Origin of the sequence: uncultured Nostoc sp. (genome assembly GCF_964245575.1) — a bacterium.
Classification (GTDB): domain Bacteria; phylum Cyanobacteriota; class Cyanobacteriia; order Cyanobacteriales; family Nostocaceae; genus Nostoc.
This window is the reverse complement of sequence record NZ_CAXTNP010000156.1, coordinates 1-18,986: the sequence shown is the minus strand read 5'-3', so window position 1 is coordinate 18,986 and position 18,986 is coordinate 1. Positions and strand designations below refer to the sequence as shown.

At 40.0% G+C, this 18,986-nt stretch carries 11 protein-coding genes; 5 read left to right on the top strand and 6 right to left on the bottom strand.

Going from position 1 to position 18,986, the window contains the following annotated elements; translation table 11 throughout:
- From ACFFAP_RS22895 to ACFFAP_RS22885, 3 genes are all read right to left on the bottom strand, one after another.
- A partial coding sequence (locus ACFFAP_RS22895) for a tol-pal system YbgF family protein (RefSeq protein ID WP_375513376.1) occupies positions 1 to 1,016 on the bottom strand: 1,016 nt, incomplete at its 3' end.
- The gene (locus tag ACFFAP_RS22890; RefSeq protein ID WP_375513375.1) at positions 967 to 1,530 is read right to left on the bottom strand and encodes a hypothetical protein; all 564 of its coding nucleotides are present in this window, start codon (positions 1,528 to 1,530) and stop codon (positions 967 to 969) included. The genes ACFFAP_RS22895 and ACFFAP_RS22890, both read right to left, overlap by 50 nt.
- 24 nt (positions 1,531 to 1,554) lie before the next feature.
- Positions 1,555 to 2,310 carry a P-loop NTPase fold protein gene (locus ACFFAP_RS22885; RefSeq protein WP_375513374.1) on the bottom strand — a complete coding sequence of 252 codons (756 nt, stop codon included), beginning with the start codon at positions 2,308 to 2,310 and terminating at the stop codon, positions 1,555 to 1,557.
- Between the two features lie 653 nt (positions 2,311 to 2,963).
- Here ACFFAP_RS22885 and ACFFAP_RS22880 point away from each other — a divergent pair.
- Complete coding sequence (locus ACFFAP_RS22880) at positions 2,964 to 4,868, top strand: adenylate/guanylate cyclase domain-containing protein (protein WP_375513373.1); 1,905 nt, start codon at positions 2,964 to 2,966, stop codon at positions 4,866 to 4,868.
- Positions 4,869 to 5,008: 140 nt separating this feature from the next.
- On the opposite strand, the gene speY is transcribed toward ACFFAP_RS22880, so the two are convergent.
- The gene (gene speY, locus ACFFAP_RS22875; RefSeq protein WP_375513372.1) at positions 5,009 to 6,184 is read right to left on the bottom strand and encodes a deoxyhypusine synthase; all 1,176 of its coding nucleotides are present in this window, start codon (positions 6,182 to 6,184) and stop codon (positions 5,009 to 5,011) included.
- Between the two features lie 325 nt (positions 6,185 to 6,509).
- Between speY and ACFFAP_RS22870 the strand changes: the two genes are divergently transcribed.
- Together ACFFAP_RS22870 and ACFFAP_RS22865 are read left to right on the top strand one after the other, a co-directional pair.
- On the top strand, positions 6,510 to 7,394 hold the full coding sequence (locus tag ACFFAP_RS22870) for a ParA family protein (RefSeq protein ID WP_375513378.1): 885 nt from the start codon (positions 6,510 to 6,512) through the stop codon (positions 7,392 to 7,394).
- A gap of 255 nt (positions 7,395 to 7,649) precedes the next feature.
- Positions 7,650 to 11,033 (top strand): amino acid permease, encoded by a 3,384-nt coding sequence (locus ACFFAP_RS22865; RefSeq protein ID WP_375513371.1) that lies wholly within the window; start codon positions 7,650 to 7,652, stop codon positions 11,031 to 11,033.
- 73 nt (positions 11,034 to 11,106) lie between these two features.
- Here ACFFAP_RS22865 and ACFFAP_RS22860 read toward each other — a convergent pair whose 3' ends face one another.
- Both ACFFAP_RS22860 and ileS read right to left on the bottom strand, forming a co-directional pair.
- On the bottom strand, positions 11,107 to 12,258 hold the full coding sequence (locus ACFFAP_RS22860) for a histidine decarboxylase (protein ID WP_375513370.1): 1,152 nt from the start codon (positions 12,256 to 12,258) through the stop codon (positions 11,107 to 11,109).
- A gap of 431 nt (positions 12,259 to 12,689) precedes the next feature.
- The gene (gene ileS, locus ACFFAP_RS22855) at positions 12,690 to 15,575 is read right to left on the bottom strand and encodes an isoleucine--tRNA ligase (protein ID WP_375513377.1); all 2,886 of its coding nucleotides are present in this window, start codon (positions 15,573 to 15,575) and stop codon (positions 12,690 to 12,692) included.
- Between the two features lie 503 nt (positions 15,576 to 16,078).
- Between ileS and ACFFAP_RS22850 the strand changes: the two genes are divergently transcribed.
- Entirely contained in the window at positions 16,079 to 17,887 is a 1,809-nt protein-coding gene (locus tag ACFFAP_RS22850) for a multicopper oxidase family protein (RefSeq protein WP_375513369.1), read from the top strand.
- A gap of 444 nt (positions 17,888 to 18,331) precedes the next feature.
- Positions 18,332 to 18,697, top strand: a complete 366-nt coding sequence (locus tag ACFFAP_RS22845) for a Lin0512 family protein (protein WP_099101269.1) — start codon at positions 18,332 to 18,334, stop codon at positions 18,695 to 18,697.
- Positions 18,698 to 18,986 lie beyond the last annotated feature (289 nt).

Here is an 18,986-nt window from a genome sequence, read left to right as displayed (position 1 = left end):
TGTTGATAGAAAGTTGTCGCCTGTGTAAATTGTCTCAATTCTAAGTAAGCATTGCCAAGTTTCAACAAAGCAGCAATTTCGCCGCGAGGATTCTGAAGTTGCTGTGAAATACTTAAAGATTTTTGATAATAAGTGATCGCTGTATCAAATTGCCTTTGCAGCCCATAAGAATCTGCTAATGTGTTGAGGACTTCAGCATGAAAGGTGGAATCTTGAAACTGATTAGCTATTTTTTCGGCTTCTTCTAAATATTCTCTAGCTTTGATAGGTTCTATCTTACTTATATACGCGACTCCTAGCTGATGCAAAATATTACTACAGTTGCGGAGGTTTTCTCCTGTCGCCTGATGTCCAGTAGGTTTATATTCCATTAGCAGGCGGTGTAATAAATCGATCCGCTCTTGCTTTTCTGGAGGTTCTAATCTGTTTATAATTCTCTCAGTATTTTGAGCCTCATTAATCGCATATTCTTTAGTAATTTGAGGTGTTTGAAACCGAAACATCCCCGATTGCCAAGCCCAAAAATCAGGAGCAAATTTGGCTAACCGAGTCAGCGCATAATCTGGCAGAATAAACAGAATGGGATGAGGAACAGTTCTTTTATAAGCATCTCGGACAAAGTTGAGGTCTTGTAAAACTGGCGGATAGTCTCCATAAACGCCAATAGACTTTTCTAAACCTTGTACAATTAAGACTAATTTTTTGTTATATTCTATTTCAATAGTTGGTAATATCTTGACAATTTCATCCCGGAGAAATCGCAAATTGGCATCAGAAAAACTCAGACTAACAAACTGAATATCCCGACACTCAGGATTTGTCTTTAACGCCTCAACTAATATTTCTGCATCTGGGGGAAAATTAATTTCTACAAAACCAATGGTAAACTTTTCTGCAAAGTCTACAAAAGTGAGTAATTCAGCAAATACCTCTTGATTAAGCGCGATAAACGTCCCTATTTCTGAGCTAAGGTTGCGCTGCGAGTGCGGATGCGAGGGCTTTCTGGAAGAATTCATTTTGCTTCACCACTGGATTGGGATAATTCCATCGTTTATCGCCGTTGTATTCCAAAACTGAAGTGTTAAACAGCATTAACTGGCCGATATCATCTTTGCTGACATTCTTGGTTATACAAACTTGAGCTAAAAACGCATAATGTTCTTCAGGAATAAACCTTTCAAAACTAAATTGCTGTTGTTTCACAGCATAAATAATATCTTCAGCAATAATTTTGGGATGTTTGCGAGTACTAGCAGTTTGGCAAGCAGTCCGCATCATCTGCATTAATTGGCGGACATGTCCTCCACTGGCTTTGGCTAAATCTAGCAATTCCTGGCGAGATGCAAAGACAGCATCAATATCTACCCGCTTTTCAATCACGCTGGCAACTGCTTCAAGTCCGGTTTGATTGTAGTTTAAATGGCAGCGATCGCGTTCCAATTCATAAATATTCACCATTGGGACAATATGAGGATTACCATCAAACTGATTGAGTGGGTTTTTAGGCGAACAAAGTACAGAAATTGGCACTGTATAAATTATCGTGCAATATAATTATTGTAACTGAGCCGCATAGTCAAAAAATAAATGTTCTGCGATCGGCGGTGGTACACGATCCATGTTGTCAAAAATAATCAATAAACCCTTACATTCAGGGAATTTTTTTCGGAGTTTAACGTAGGCATCTCCTAATAAAAGGTTAATATCTGCTTTGAGACGTGATAGGTCTTTTTCTAAAGTTTGGCGAATAGTAGTTTTTTGCTTATCAGAACCTTTAATTTGTGCCAGTAATTTAACCATCAATTTAGCAATAAATGGAGCTTCTGGTTTCAAAGTCGCTTCTCCCTGAATACTGACAGACTTTTCTACAGTTTCTTCTGTTTCTTTAGTAATATCCTTGAACCAAGATTCAAAGTTTTGCAGAAGTTGAGCATCAAAATTTAAACCTAATTTACGCAACTCAAATTCTACTTGTTTGATGACGACTAAATATAAATCTGTATAACGAGCATCATTAATATCTGTTTCTTCGTTAACTTCTAAATAAATTACGTGATATTGTTCTCCCCATTGGTTCTGAATGCGTTTTAACTCTGTACTTTTGCCACAGCCGCGATGTCCGGTAAACAAAATTGTGCTGAAATCTGCGGGTTCTTGAAAGTCTAAAATCGTACTAACGCTGTCAATTGCTGATGTTTTGCGTACTGCTGATAAATCAACGTAGTACCGTTCCATGTCTGCACCCTCTAACGGTTCAACATTACAAACTTGAAATGCAGCTTTGAGAGTATTAGCACGCTGGTGATTCATTGGGTTTTGAATAACTTTATAGATTCGACTTTCTCAAGATTAAATTTTAGGCGATCGCACTGCAATTTTACATTTAATAAAAGTTTACTTTTTGAACTAGCAAGGCGTTGTAATATCTTATACTTCAAAATAGCGGATAACAATATAACTTTCAGCTTTACCCAGGACTGGATTGCACAAGAGTGATTTTGTTAAAATGGCGATCGTTTATCAACCGCGCTATTAAGTATAATTTGTTAATATAATTCATAATTATTTTTAATTGTCAATCATCCAAAAGGTAGAATACATGTTATTTCCGCTCACTTAGTTAATTTTGAGCAACCAAATTAAAAGGTTGCTGATGGTCATTTTCGCTCAACCACACTGGGTTGATATGAAAAAATAGCACACTTAATCAATTAATATCAATTTCAGTAAGAGAACTGAGTATTAGTAACTTCTAGAAAATTTCCCCAAACAAGCTTGTATATTGCTCAAACATTTGAAATAATAACTAAAATAATCATCATTGGTACTAAATTATTAATTGTTATTTCTAATTACTAAGTTATTCATTTTAAGTGTAATGATTACCTTATATGGCGAAAAATTGAACTTTGCTATTACTATATTTTAAAAATTTATCTTCTTTAATTTAATACAAAAACTACATGGATCAAGTAATTACTGCAATGGCAGATGCTTTGTTTATAACCAGTAATGTAGGGGAAATCAAAAAAGTAAATCGTGCTGCTCAACAATTATTTGGTTTTAGTGAAGAAGAATTAATCAATCAACCAATATCACTGATAATTGATGATGAGCAAGTCTTAATAAAAGCCATTCACCAGCATTCTTTTTTTCAGAAAAATCTTCAGAATTTAGAGGTAGTTTGCCGAACCAAAACTAGAGAAAAGCGGTTGATTGCTTTTTCTTGTTCAGTAATTCCGAAAAAAATAAAAGGATTAGAAGAGATTGTCTACATTGGTCGGGATATTACTGCTCGGCAGCAACGGGAACAACGTACAAGTGCCCAGTATGCTATCACTCGTATCTTATCAGAATCCCAAACTGTAAAACAGGTAATTCCGCAAATTTTGCAGTCGATTTGTCAAAACTTGGGATGGGATTTAGGCGAACTTTGGACACCAAGTCAATATATTGGCACTTCCATACAAGGACATAGCCTCAATGCAGTACTAAGGTGTGTGGAAATTTGGTCAAGTCGAGTAATTTCTGCGCGAGAGTTTAAAGCAATCACCTGGCAAACTACCTATACACCTGGTGTTGGCTTCCCTGGTAGAATTTGGATTAGACGTTTGCCCCTGTGGATTCAAGATATCACAGAAGATGGAGACATTCGGCGATCGCAACCTGCTGCTAAGGCTGGATTGCACGCAGCTTTTGGCTTCCCCATCTTAGACGATAGTGAAATCTTAGGAGTGATGGTTTTCTTTAGCCGGGATGTACAACCAAAGGATAAAGACTTATTGCAAATGGTGGGTTCTATTGGTAGTCAAATCGCCCAGTTTATCAAACGCAAACAAGCAGAAGATGCTCTTGTAGAAAGTGAAGAAAGATATCGAGATTTATTTGAAAATGCTAATGATTTGATTCAATGCGTCAATGCATCGGGTCATTTTTTGTATGTCAATCGTGCATGGCGAGAAGCTTTGGGATATAGCGAAGCTGAAATTGTGAATATGAAAGTTTTCGATATTATACATCCAGAATTTAAACAAGACTGTTTGCAAAAATTTTATCGCGTGCTGTCAGGAGAAAAGATCGGCCCAGCAAAAGCCGCATTCGTTACTAAAGACGGTCAAACAATCTTTCTAGAAGGTAATATTAACTGTAAATTTGTCGAAGGTTATCCAGTTGCGATTCGCGGCATTTTTCGCAATATCACCCAGCGACTAGCAGCAGAACAAGCGCTGCGCCATCAGCAGGAAGAAACCGAACGTTTATTGCTGAATAGTTTGCCAGCAGCAATCTCCAAACCCTTGAAAGAAGCAGCTAACATTGTCGAAGACGTTGGTAATGTCACAGTTCTATTTGCAGATATTGTCGGCTTTACCGAAATTGCTGCTTCTATGAGTGCAATTCAACTGGTAAACTTACTCAACTCGATTTTCTTAACTTTTGATCGCCTCACCGAACAACATGGTTTAGAGAGAATCAAGACTATTAGCGATGCTTATATGGTAGTTGGTGGTTTGCCCACACACCGCCGGGATCATGCTCAAGCGATCGCTCAAATGGCACTCCAAATGCAAACTGCGATCGCTCTATTTAATATTGAGAATAACCAAAACTTCAGCATCCGTATCGGTATCCATAGCGGTTCCGTAATGGCGGGAGTAATTGACTTTAAAAAATTTACGTATAATCTCTGCAAAAACACGGTAAACATCGCTAGGTGCATGGAATCCCAAGGTATTGTTGGTAAAACCCACGTTACAGAAGATACTTATAAGTCTTTATGTGATGAATTTCTATTTGAAAAGCGGGGCGAAATCGAAGTTCAAGGTAAAGGGAAAATAACCACTTATTTGTTGATTGGACGCAAAGGATAAGGGGCTTTGGAAAGAGGCACAGGGGCAGGGAGCAGAGGGGAAAGAGGTAATTTTTTATTCTCCCCCTTGCCTTCTGCCTCCCCTACTCCTCACTCCCCATTACCCCTTATCCCCAGAGGGGGCCCCACCTTCCCCACTCCCTACGGAGTATTCGGAATCAACCGCCCACAAGGATAAGTCGCTGTTTGCTTTTGGGCACTTTCAGCCACTGCTGCTGGAACCTGATCCGATGGTTGGGTTTTGGCTGCTAGATAGTCTTTTTGCAGTTTATCCAAAATGGCTTCTCGCCTGTCGTACACACGCTTCAGTGGACGAGGCTGGCACTTGTTCAAGACGTATGCTGTTACCAGTGGTAGAGCGATCGTGCTATCGGTATAACAAACAATAGTATTAGGTAACTCTTCCGGGTCAATCTTACCCCAACTGACAGCTTCCGATGGGGTTGCTCCAGACAAACCGCCTGTATCTGGACGCGCATCGGTAAATTGTACAAAGTAATCGTGTCCTCGTTCTTCTAGTCCCAATACTTCGTGAAGTTGCGGTTGAGTTTGGAGCAAAAAGTTTTTCGGACTACCGCCACCAAGAATTACAGCCGCACTTTTACCTCCAGATTCACGGGCATTATATGCGATCGCAGCCGTTTCATTTACGTCAATTGATGGATCTAACACCAACTGCGAACCTTCCAAAGCCAAAGCCGCCACGTTCATCCCAATTGAGCTATCTCCTGGAGAAGACGTATATATAGGCACGCCATACTCATAAGCTGTAGCAAGCAAACAGGAATGCTGTACACCCAACTGCTTTTCTACTTCTCGAACATACTTACCTAGTAAATGGTGAAACTCAGCAGTTCCCATCCGCTTCTGAAACGCTTCCCCTTGTAGAATCTTGCGGATGAACGCATCAGTTTCCAGTAGCACATCGTAACCAAAGATAATGTCATAAATGCGAATAGTACCTTCCTGGCGCAGTTTCACATCATCCAAAAACGGATTACCAGCAAAAAGTTCAAAACCCAAACCGTAGTGCATATCGTGGTAAAGATTTGCACCAGTGCTAATCATCCAGTCAATAAAGCCGTTGCGAATTAAGGGTGCAAGCGCTGAAACCCCGAATCCTGCTGGCGTCATCGCACCGGAGAGGCTAACTCCCACCGTCACACCTTCCGTTAGCACATCACGACTCAGAAGTTGGCAGATTTCCCGCAACCGTGCTGAGTTGTAAGCGGTAAAGTATTGATCAATCAAATCCACGACATTGATATCATTTGATATAGGTGTAGGTGCGATTTTTTGACCCAGCTGTTTAGACATTTTGGCACTCCCGAACAGTAAACACGCCGAACTTAATGTTATCTAGCTTTCAACCAAAGTGATAGTAATTTTACTAGTACAGAGCGGCGGTAAATCCACGTACTATCTTAATTAACCGGACGAGTAGCTCAACAAGGGGCAAAATCTCCTTGTTAAAGGTAAGCAAACTACCGCCACAGTGTATTAGCTCATTTCATCCAGGACTTACGCACTCAAAACCCTTAATCCCCCTGTTTCCAAAAATCTTAAATTTAATGGAAGATTTAATAGATCGAGACAGGTGTACGCTACCTACATGGAAATGCGTCAACAGAGGACTCAACCAATGGGATATGTAATTGCTACCGCAAATATGAAAGGTGGCGTTGGTAAAACCACCCTCACCGTCAACTTAGCTACCTGTTTAGCTAAAAATCATGGTAAGCGGGTGCTTGTCCTTGATTTAGACAGCCAAATTAGCGCCACACTCAGTTTGATGTCACCTTTAGATTTTGCCAAGCGTCGTAAACAAAGTAAGACATTCAGGTATCTGATAGACCAAGTTATCAATCCCGAACCAGAAGCAAAATTGACAATTAAAGATATCATTCAATCCCAGGTTTGTAATCTTCCAGGATTAGATTTATTACCAGGAGATATCGACTTATATGATGAATTTGTTGTGTCAGAAATGCTGCATCAGCAAGCAACTGCTTTGGGTGAACAGGACTTTGAAACAATTTGGAATCGCTTTGAAAGAGTCTTGATCAATAATATTTTAAAATCTGTACGTCAAGAATATGATTTTATCCTCTTGGATTGTGCGCCTGGATATAATTTATTGACTCGTAGCGCTTTAGCTGCCAGTGATTTTTACATCCTTCCTGCTAAACCAGAACCCTTATCTGTAGTGGGTATTCAACTGTTAGAAAGACGCATTGCCCAATTAAAAGACAGTCACGGACATGAAACCAAAATAGATATAAAAATGCTGGGAATTGTATTCAGCATGTCCAGCGCTAACCTTCTCACTGGCAGATACTATAAACAAGTGATGCACCGCGTTGTTGAAGATTTCGGTGTAGAAAAAATTTGTAAGGTACAAATACCAGTTGATGTCAATGTTGCTAAGGCTGTCGATAGTTTTATACCAGCTGTTTTAAATGCTCCTCAATCAGCTGGTTCAAAAGCGTTCTTTCAGTTAACTCAGGAGTTGTTGCAAAAGCTATAGCTATAGCTCCAGAACTGGTGAGTTCAACGAAAAGGCAGGGGGACTCGGGGCCCCCTCGGAGTAGGGATTGGGGGAGAGGGGGCACAAAGCTTGGGAAAATGACCCCATAAAAACCCGCAGTCTGCCTTCTGCCTTCCTTTATAAAAAGGGTAATAATTAAGTGATTTTTCCGACAAGTCCAGTGTTTATACTGAAGCTATGTACAGCAATATTCGGCTATTGAGTGAAAAGGCCAGTAAATCTCGCTAAGAAACAATGCTTACTAAAAATTCTGTACAGGCAGAGAAAAATCAACGCTTGGTAATGCGTTTACCACGGACTCTAAGTTATCTCGAAACCTGGGGCTTTGGCTTAACGGGTCATGTGGGATGGATTGGTACTGCCCCCATTATTCATGCAGCGTTAGGGCCCAAAGCTATCTTAGTTTGGTTGTTTGGCACGATCATCTCTTTTTTACTCAACTTGCAGGTACAAAGTCTAGGTAGACATTGGCCAGATGTCGCCGGAGGAACACCAAACTATACCACAAGGCTACTAGAGAACTTTCCTGGCTTAGGCCGTTACGTAGCCTTAGGATACTTTTTTAGCTGGGCAGCAGCACCAGCACTGTATGCGATTATTCTCACAAACCTAGTTAAAGTCAATTTTGAAACATTAGGTATTTCTTGTCCAGAAACTTTTTTAAAAGTTCTTTTTACAGCAATTCCTTTTATTTTGGCTTTCAGTGGCACCCGTGCTTTAGCGCTCCTGCATTTATTGTTTGTATTCCCAGCCATTTTATTACTACTTTTATTTTGTATTCAAGGCGTACTATGGTTAACCTTCTCAACCACTAGTTTTAAATTTATACTAACTAGCACAGATAGCCTGAGCTTTGAAGAATGGGCAAAGTGGTTTTTTCTAGCTAGCTATTCAATTTATGCTTGTGAAACCACTTCTTCTTTTGTTGCTGATAGCCGCCAGCCATATAAAACTTTGAGGTTCTTAACCGTAGCTGCTTGGCTAATTCCTGCGGTGTTTTTAGGTGGTTCTTGGGTATTAATGTGTTCGGCTCCAAATCCAACAATAGGTGACGATGCGTTCTTAAATCTGGTGGCAGCTTCTAAGCCTTTTTGGGGTGAATCTGCCTCTTTTATAGTCACACTTATCATTACTGTATCCTGCCTTTTAAGTGCTGCTACGGCAGTTTCCAACTCTCCTCGGATATTATATCAACTTGCTTCAGACGATCAGCTTTCTCCTATATTTACATTAGTTTCCCCCCAAGGTGTCCTTGGGCCCGCTATCTTAGTTACCTTTCTACTCAGTCTGCTTTGTCTGAATTTGGGAAATGTACCTCAACTTGTCACGGTAGCAGGCACCTGTTATCTCCTGTCGATTATGGGTTTACATCTGGGATTATGGCTGTGTCGGAGCAAACCGCAGGTCTTATGGCCTTGGTGGTCACTTAGTTTTTTCTGTGTAGAAGCGGTAGTTCTAATAGTAGGAGGTTTAGCTTGGAATTGGAGAGATTTTTTAGTGGGTTTATTATTACCCATTCTTCTGATGATAGGAGATGTAGGGCTACGTCGTTTAAAATTATCACCATTACACCTAAAATGGTGGACACAGCATTACAACATTAGGTCTAGTATAAACAACCAAGATTTTGTGGTACTACAGGTGATTGTCCTAGTATCATTAATTTGTATTACTGCGACAAGCAGTTGGGTTCTCCGCGATTTATTAGACGGAAACTATAATAGTATTCATAACTCTTTGCTAGCTATTCTGTTAGTGACACTTTCTTTTACAGGGGTTGCGATCGCTTGCTGGACAACTCTACCACAAATCGCTGCTATTGATGATGCACGCAAACAAGCAAAAAGCCTATTTATTACTACTCTCGATACTGTCCCTGATACTGTTTTAGTCTTAGATGAAAACGGTAAAATTTGCCAGACAAATGCTGCTGCTGAAGAATTATTTCAAACAAATCTTCAGCAGCTAATTGGCAAAAAATTGAATCAACTCTTAATCAGCTATCGCGGCAAACCGGAGCAATGGCCTATTAGAAGTGAGCAAACTTTAAAAATAAACCAAGCTCTACTAATTGTTGAATCGACTATTTCACAGCCATTTAATTCCCAGCTACGAGAGTATGTTGTTATTATCCGTGACATTACTAAACGTAAGTTAGTAGAAAAAGAACTAGTTCAGTATCGTCATCAGCTTGAGCAGATGGTTCTAGAACGCACCGTTGAACTTATTAGAGTGAATGAACAACTTGAGCAAGACATTATCAAGCGTCAACAAGCACAAGAGCAATTACTGCACAATAGTCTTCATGACGGGCTAACCGGATTACCTAATCAACGATTATTTTTGGAGCGAGTGCAGCGAACAATAGAACGTACTAAAGAGCAAAATAAATATTTATTTGCCGTACTCTTCTTAGACTTAGACCGTTTTAAAGTTGTTAATGACAGCCTTGGACATCTACTGGGAAATCAACTTTTAATTGAAATTTCTCATCGCCTAAAATCAGTTCTGCGAGTTGGAGATATAGTTGCCCGTTTTGGTGGAGACGAGTTCACAATCTTAATTGAGGAAATTGAGGATATTAGTACCGCCATACAGGTAGCCGAGCGAATTAAAAAAGTGCTATCTTTACCATTTCAATTAAATGAGCATAGGGTGTTTACTAATGCTAGTATTGGCATCGCTTTAAGTAAAGCAGATTATGAGCAAGCAGCGCAGATTCTACGCGATGCCGATGTGGCAATGTACTGCGCCAAATCACTTGGTAAGGCACGCTATGAGGTCTTTGACCGAAAAATGCATGAGGGTGCATCTTTGCTCTTGGAGTTAGAAACTGCTCTGCGAAATGCACTACTCAAACAAGAACAATTTCGCCTTTATTACCAGCCAATTATTTCACTGACAACTGGTAAAATTATTGGATTTGAGGCACTGATACGTTGGCATCATCCAAAACGAGGGCTTGTTTCCCCTCAAGATTTTATTCCCCTGGCAGAAGAAACTGGAATGATTGTTAATATCGGTCAATGGGTGCTTTATGAAGCCTGTCATCAAATGCACAAATGGCATAAACAATTTCCTAGTTCATTACCTCTGACAATTAGTGTTAATTTTTCTGGCAAACAAATCACTCAACCTGATGTGTTTAAACAAGTTAAACATATTTTAGAGCAAACTGGACTGAACCCAGTAAGTTTGAAATTGGAGATTACTGAAACCTTGTTGATGGATAATTTTGAATTAGCTACCACCGTACTTTCCCAGTTAACAGCGCTGAATGTCGAGTTGCACATGGATGATTTTGGTACTGGCTATTCATCCTTGAATTATCTGCACCGCCTACCAATCAAAACCCTTAAGATTGACCGTTCTTTTGTCAGTAATATAGGCAGTCGAGGAGAAAATTTAGAAATTGTTCGAGCTATTGTGACATTAGCTCATAATTTAAATATGTCTGTAACAGCAGAAGGGATAGAAACTGTAGAGCAATTAGCACAACTGAAGGCTTTACAATGTGATTATGGACAAGGGCATTTTTTCTTACCAGCTATGGAAAGTGCAGAAGTAGAAACATTACTTGCTGCTAACTTGTGTTGTAAAAACTTTTTAAAGAGATAAAATCTTGGAATCAAATTCTGTTTAAAGAAACATCTGGTAAAATTGGACGATTAATATTACTTGATAATCTACATTAGTGTAGTACTGGTTGTAGCTGGAAATCCTCTGCGTTATCAAGTGATCCTTCTTCTTGCAAAAGTTCATTAATAAAAATATCGATTTTGTTGCGATTAATATTCTGCATGACTATAATGTGTGCCAAATTTTCCAAAACTGCTAACTGCCACTTTTTAATTAACCTTTGAGAAGGTTTTTGAAACACCACGGTATTGGAAAATTTATTTAACATGCATGGATATTCTCTTATTTGAAGTTGTTGGAAAAGATATTGGGCATTATCAATACAAGTATTTGCTTCTCTAGCTAATCCATCATAACCTCTTGTTTGAATTGCATACCAGAGAATTAGGGGAGTGTGACCATTTCTAGATCCTAGAATTGTTGTATCTGTTGAACCAATATATTCAATTGCTGTTTCAACTTTTTCTACCCATTTCTTTTTAGTCAAAACTACACCACAAGGTAACGGAGAACCAATGAATTTAGCAGAAATAGCTATACTATCTATGGGTTTTTGAAAGTTAACTTGTGGAGCGCCATCTAAAAACGGTAATATTAATCCTGAAAGTGCAGCATCACAATGGATGTAATAATCTTTAATCTGATTGCGCTCTAAAATTTCTATAACTTTGTCTAAGTTATCAATTGCACCTTTGACAGTAGTCCCAATATTTAAATTTATGATGGCTGGATAACTACGATTTTCACTAAGTAGTTGTTCAAAATGGTCATAATTCATTTCTCCATTAATTTGCGAATTAACAACATTATGTTGGATACGGAATAATTTAGCTGCTTTGGGAATTGAGTAATGAGAGTCTTGTGATGAGTAAAGAATCCCATTCGGGTAGATTTCCCTTGCTAAGAACATTCCATATAAATTACCTTCAGTTCCGCCAGCAGTAACATAACCCCAAAACTGATCTTCTGCAATTTTATAGAGGTTAGCAAAAAAAGATAAGGCTTCTTGTTCAAACTTACGAGAATGAAGAGCAAAATCTGGCTCTACATAAGGATCTCCAGCATTATTCAACAGATAATTGAAAAAGTTTGCGATCGCACTGTAATCACAACTTAAATTATATGGATAACCTGCATGACACTGCGATCGCTGTTCTATTTGCACCAAAAAATCTGCCAATTCTTTAGCAACTTTATTTGACATATCTTTGTGTCTTTTGAATTTTGATTGGCTTAATCGATGTTTTAGTCTAAATTATAGGTATTAATCCATACTTTTATCATTTCTTAATAATTCCTCTATTTAGCTCTGTAGTTGAATATAATACAGTGGAAATACTGATAATTATTGCGTAATAACACTCATTTTTTTTGTTCATAAGTATATTACACTGAGGAATTACGCACTGTAGGAAATAACTATAATGTGTATTACGCAAAATATCTATTTCAGGCAGTGACTGCAACCTGATTTATCCGGAATTGCACGGATGATGTAGTGTCTATCTAATTAGCTGAATGAAAAGACCACTAAGAGGTTTTACTAGGCAAAAAATTCCCTCTCTGACTCAAAGAGGGAAAAACTTGAACTTTAGTTGAAGGTAGAAAGAGGTTTGTTGAACTAACGTATATTTACTAGAACTCTCCAGCTAAGGCTGCAACGCATCGTTCGCAAATTAAGGGATGTTCTGCTGATTCTCCCACATGAGTAGAGTAGTTCCAACAGCGATCGCATTTTTGCCCATCTGCTTTGTGAACCTCAAAATATATGTCAGCATCTTCTCCTTCCTTAGAAATGGGTTCAAATGGCACTTCTACTTGAGAAGCTAAAAATAGATAACGTAACTCATCTACACCATTACTTTTTTCAACTGAACCGTGAGTATGAGGATTGAAAGCTTGTAAACGTTGACGCAATCTTTCATCGAAGACATGCATCACAACTTTCGCTTCTAAAGAAGATCCGATTGTTTTTTGCAATCGATATATTTCTAGAGTTTTGTTCACCTTATCACGAATTTTTCGTAATTCTGTCCAAAATTCCGCTAATTCAGGATTACGCCATTTTTCCTCAACTAGTACCCAACCGGCTTCAAATACCGATTTGTAAGGTGTTTTGTAAGGGAGATATTGCCAGATATCTTCGGCAGTGTGAGATAACACTGGTGCGATCGCTCGTGCTAAATTATCTATTGCTATCTTCAGCACCGTTTGACAACTGCGACGGCGGAAAGCATCCTTTGCACTGATGTACAATCTATCTTTGGCCACATCTAAATAAAAGTTAGATAAATCCACCACGCAGAAATTCTGCACTGTTTGGAAAAAGCGGAAGAATTGGAAATTCTCAAAGGCAACAGTTACTTCCTCAAACACCTCGGTGATGCGGTGCAGCATATAACGGTCAAGTTCTGGCAATTCTTCAAAGGGAACTGCATCTTTTTGGGGGTCAAAATCATCCAAGCTACCCAACAAAAACCGCGCCGTATTGCGAATCTTACCTCTAACATCGTTCAGTTGCTTGATGATGTTTTTACCAATGCGGACATCGCCGGAGTAGTCTACCGAAGACACCCACAATCGCAATACGTCTGCACCGTAGGCCGGTTCTACTTTTTGATTTTTCCCGCCTTCAATGATTGTATTTGGGTCAACCACATTTCCTTCTGACTTGCTCATCTTCCGCCCTTGTTCATCCAAAGCGAAGCCGTGAGTTAGCACAGTTTTGTAAGGCGCAATGTCATTCACTGCTACACTGGTGAGCAAACTTGACTGGAACCAGCCGCGATGTTGGTCGGAACCTTCCAAGTACATATCAGCAGGGTAGCGTAACTCTGGACGCTGCTTGGCAACAGCCGCCCAAGATGAACCAGAATCAAACCATACATCCATTGTGTCTGTACCTCTGCGGTAAGACTTGCCATTATTACGATAAGATTCGGGTAATAATTCCTCAACTGAAAGTTCCCACCAAGCATCGGAACCTTTTTCTGCGATGATTCCTTGGACGTGGTTGATAATTTCTTCATTCAGCAGTGGTTCCCCCGTGGCTTCGTCGTAGAAAACGGGAATCGGTACACCCCAAGCACGTTGACGAGAGATACACCAATCGGAACGTTCCGCCACCATTGGCGTGATCCGATTTTCACCTTGGGCTGGAATCCATTTTACCGTGGCGATCGCCTTTAATGCTTCTTCTCTAAATCCTTCCACGGAAGCAAACCATTGTTCAGTGGCGCGGAAAATTGTTGGCTTCTTCGTCCGCCAATCATAAGGATATTTATGGGGGTATGGTTCTTCCTTCAACAAAGAACCAGCCGCAGCCATTGCATCAATCACCGCTTGATTTCCATCACCCAACACATTTAACCCAGCAAATTCTCCCGCTTCTTCGGTAAAATTGCCATAGTCATCCACTGGTGCAAGGATGGGCAAACCGTAGCGCTGACCAACAATGTAGTCTTCTTGACCATGACCGGGTGCAGTATGTACCAACCCAGTACCCGACTCAGTAGTGATGTAATCACCGCCGATTATAATCGGACTTTCCCGGTCAAATAAAGGATGACGGTAAGTAGTATGTTCTAAATCATTCCCCTTAAAGGTGGCTTTTAGAGTTAACTCAACTCCCAACGTTGAAGATAAACGTTCTACTAAATCAGCAGCAACGATTAGGTATTTGAAATTACTTTGCGACTCCGTTTCTGGGCGGGAAACTTCTACCACTGCATAATTCAAATCTGCATTCACCGCCACAGCCAAATTCCCCGGAATTGTCCAAGGTGTAGTTGTCCAGATAGCCACACCCAAATCTGAGAGATATTCCGCCAATAGTGGTTTTACAGCTGACGCCAAACTGGTAACTGCAAAAGCTGCATAGATACTGCGAGAAACGTGACCTTCAGGATATTCCAACTCAGCTTCAGCTAAAGCGGTTTGAGAACTGGGACTCCAGTGAACCGGCTTCAAACCACGATAGATATAGCCTTTTAAGAACATCTGACCAAACACGCCAATTTGAGCCGCTTCATATTCCGGCTTCAGAGTTAGATAAGGGTGGTTCCAATCACCCCAAATACCGTAGCGTTGAAAATTTTGGCGTTGGTCGTTTACCGTAGCTAAGGCAAATTCTTTTGCTTTTAAGCGCAGTTGTAAAGATGTTAAGTTTTGCCGTTCTGCTGACTTCATGTTCTGCAAAACTTTCAACTCAATTGGTAAACCGTGACAATCCCAACCAGGGACGTAGCGAACTTTACGCCCTTGTAGCAGTTGGTAGCGATTAATAATATCTTTGAGAATTTTATTTAAGGCATGACCAATATGGAGTGAGCCATTAGCGTAGGGAGGCCCATCGTGCAGTATAAATAATTCGCCGGGGTTGTTTTTGGAGAGGTGATCGTAAATTTTATTTTCTTCCCAAAATTTTTGGATTTCAGGCTCACGCTTGATGGCGTTTGCCCGCATATCAAAGTTAGTCTTGGGTAGGTTTACAGTATCTTTGTAACTTCCTGGTTCGGTCACAGTCTCATGCCTAGAATTAGGTGTGCAGGTTTTATCAATTATAGAAGATGGCATAAAAACCAAAATATGCTACTTTACCTTTTTCTAACAGAAGGCTCCTGCCATAATCTCTTGATTTGGTAGCGATAGGGCAGTCCCTTCAAATCGGCATACCTTGCATTTAGCTGCAACGCTTTTAGGCGATTAGGGGACTAAACAGCAATTTTGCGGAGGTTGAGAGTTAATCAACACAAAGTAGTATACTTCTCTGGGTTCGCTTATTACCTATCCAAAGATTTCGTTTAATTAGAAGAACATTCTCTAACAAAAAGTCAACTATTGCAAAAAATAAATCATTTTTTTTGAGTTTTAAATAAGTTATGTATGTTTTAGGTGTAATTTACGGAATTTTATTTAAGTACATTAAAAATTATTTCTAGTAAAAAACTAGACATAAGCAGCATTTTTTAATTGGATCTCTACTGCTTACTATCAATAAGAATTTTTGAAGGAGTAGATTAATTATGACTAGCAAATCGTTGCTAAGTAAGTGGAGGCGAAACTTCAAACTGTATCTCCCCTTTGTCTTTATTGTAACACTACTGGCTGGAATCATCTTTTCTAAATTGAGTTTAACTATGGCTGCTGATTCGCGGCTAGATCCAAGAACTCAACCGAAGTTCATCAATTCGCTGCCGTCTCTAGGCAGGATAGATGCTACAAAGGGTGGTCACTTCAATGTAGAGATGGGACAAACCAAGCAATGGCTTGGACTATATAGCAGTCCTGGTGCAGATGGCATATATGGTACAAAGGATGATGCACGCTTGAATACAACAGTTTGGGGGTATGGCTTAAAAGGGCAAAAGGCTGTTACTTACCCAGGTTCCACATTGGTGACACGAAAAGACGTACCGATTGAAGTGCTGTGGGACAACAAACTACCAAAAACCGGACATATTTTCCCAGTAGACAAAAGCATTATTTCAAAATCGGTTGAAAATGCTCTTTCCAAAGGGCTTGTACCTACAGTGACCCATGTACATGGCGGTCATACTGAGTGGACTAGCGACGGATATTCCGAAGCTTGGTTTACCCAAGATTTTTCCCAAACCGGGCCCAGTTGGGTTAAAAAGAACTATAGTTATGCAAATGACAATAAGCGGGCAGCGACACTTTTATATCACGACCACATTCTCAGTAACAATCGTTTAAGTGTATACGCTGGTCTTGCAGGCTTCTATTTGCTGAGGGATAACAACGAAATTAATCTAATCAATCGCAACATTTTGCCTGGTGGTGACTACGAGAAAGAACTGATCATCCAGGATCGAGATTTTACTGCCAAGGGTCAGCTTTATTACCCACCTGGTTCAAATTATCCAGATGCTCCATATCCAAGTACAGTGCCAAATTTCTACGGTAATTTCATCCTAGTAAATGGTATGACTTGGCCAAAACTAGCGGTTGAACCGAGAAAGTATCGTTTACGCTTGGCAAACGGTTCAAATTCGCGCTTTTACAATCTGAATTTTAACGACTCAAAGGAAAAGTTTTACGAAATTGGCACTGAGCAAGGCTTATTAGAAAAACCAGTCGCGCTGGAAAATTTAGTTCTTGCTCCCGGTGAACGCGCTGATGTGATTGTTGACTTCACTGGCGATGCAGGAAAAGAGTTCATCATCAGGAACTTCGATGATAAAGCTGATTCTGAGCTTACAGGTCAGATAATCAAGATTGCGGTCGAACAACCCCTTTCAAATGTTCCAAATGCGACAGTCGATACTAATGAAAATCATGGACTGACAACACAGTTGCTACCTAACAAGATTATACCTCCTGCTCAAACCGGACTGACTCGGCAACTGGTTCTTTTTGAAAATACGGATGAATACGGTCGAAAGCTCCTAGAGCAAGGTACATTGGCTGACGGCTCATTGCGCTATGACGAACCAATTACTGAGAAACCAAAACTTGGCACAACTGAAGTTTGGGAATTATACAACACGACACAGGAGCCACACCCCATTCACTTGCACTTGGTTTCCTTCTTGATTCTAAATCGACAGAATTTTGCTGGCAGTGCAATCCCAATTATCAAAGACCTTCGTAAGACTAAGCTATTTCTACAAAGCGCTGGTCTAATCGGCAATCCTGAGCCTCCACCACTCTCAGAGAAAGGTTGGAAAGACACTGTAGTTGTTTACCCAGGTGAAGTTGTTCGCATCATTGCCACCTTCGACAAACCAGGGTATTATCTCTGGCACTGTCACATCTTGGAACACGAAGATTTTGATATGATGCGACGCTTTCAAGTTGTGGCAACTCCCTAGTACCGTAAGGCGGAAGTCAAAAGTAAAAAGTCAAAAGTCAAAAGGTTTGTGAATTAAGCTTTTCAGACATTTTGGATGGTATGTTTATTTACGCCGTGCTGTATTAGTGGTCTGTCCCATTAATTCTGAGAATTAAGAGAACGAACCGCAAAGACGCATTCGCGTAGCGTCTCGTTAGAGAAGAGCGCGAAGTTAAGAGGTAAAGAAGAGAAATTTAAAACTGATTTACCTAATCATTACTTTTGGGACAGACCATTAGTAGTTTGCCAATCTAGAATTGCTGGGTGAGGGGAGCAGGGGGTAGGGTGTATGGAACTGGAGAAAGTTTTACTACACCCCACAGCTTCTGACTTTTCCACATACCGTGAAAAGTCAGGTTTATTAGTCACCTTTGCTTGCAATAAAAAGATAAAGTGAAAGGTGCAGGATTTATTGGAGGTAGTAATGGCGCGTAAACGCTTGATTATCGAGATGGGGATGGGAATAGATCAGCACGGACAAGAACCCACAGTAGCAGCATCTAGGGCAGTACGGAATGCGATCGCTCACAATGCCTTACCTGGTGTTTGGGAAGTTGCAGGTTTGAGTCACCCCAATCAAATGATTATAGAGGTTCAAGTAGCAGTTCCATACCCAGAACAAGTTAGGGAAGAAGAGGTACTAGCTGTATTACCATTTGGTCGCAAAACTCTCACCGTAGAATCTGGGGGGATGATAGTTCAAGGGCGGGCGATTCCTGAACTCAACGATAAAAATGACGAAATGTTAATTGCGATCGCTGCTGTAACAGTTCTGATCGAAGATGAGTAGCTGAGGTAATTCCTCTAGAAACAGAAAGTTATAGAAAAGTTATTAAGTTATTCTACCGCCGACTTCATTTATGCAGACGCGATTTTTAATTGTCAAGTATATCTGCTGATTACTTTATCAAAAAGCCTCATTGCTTTATAAAAATACCTATTTACTTTCTCAAAATACTTAAATGCTTTCTCAAAATGGCATTTGACTTACTCAAAAGCTGTGTTTGCTTTCTCATTTGGGTGTTTTCCGCAAGCAAAATGACCTTTGACTTACTCAAAAGCTGTGTTTGCTTTCTCAT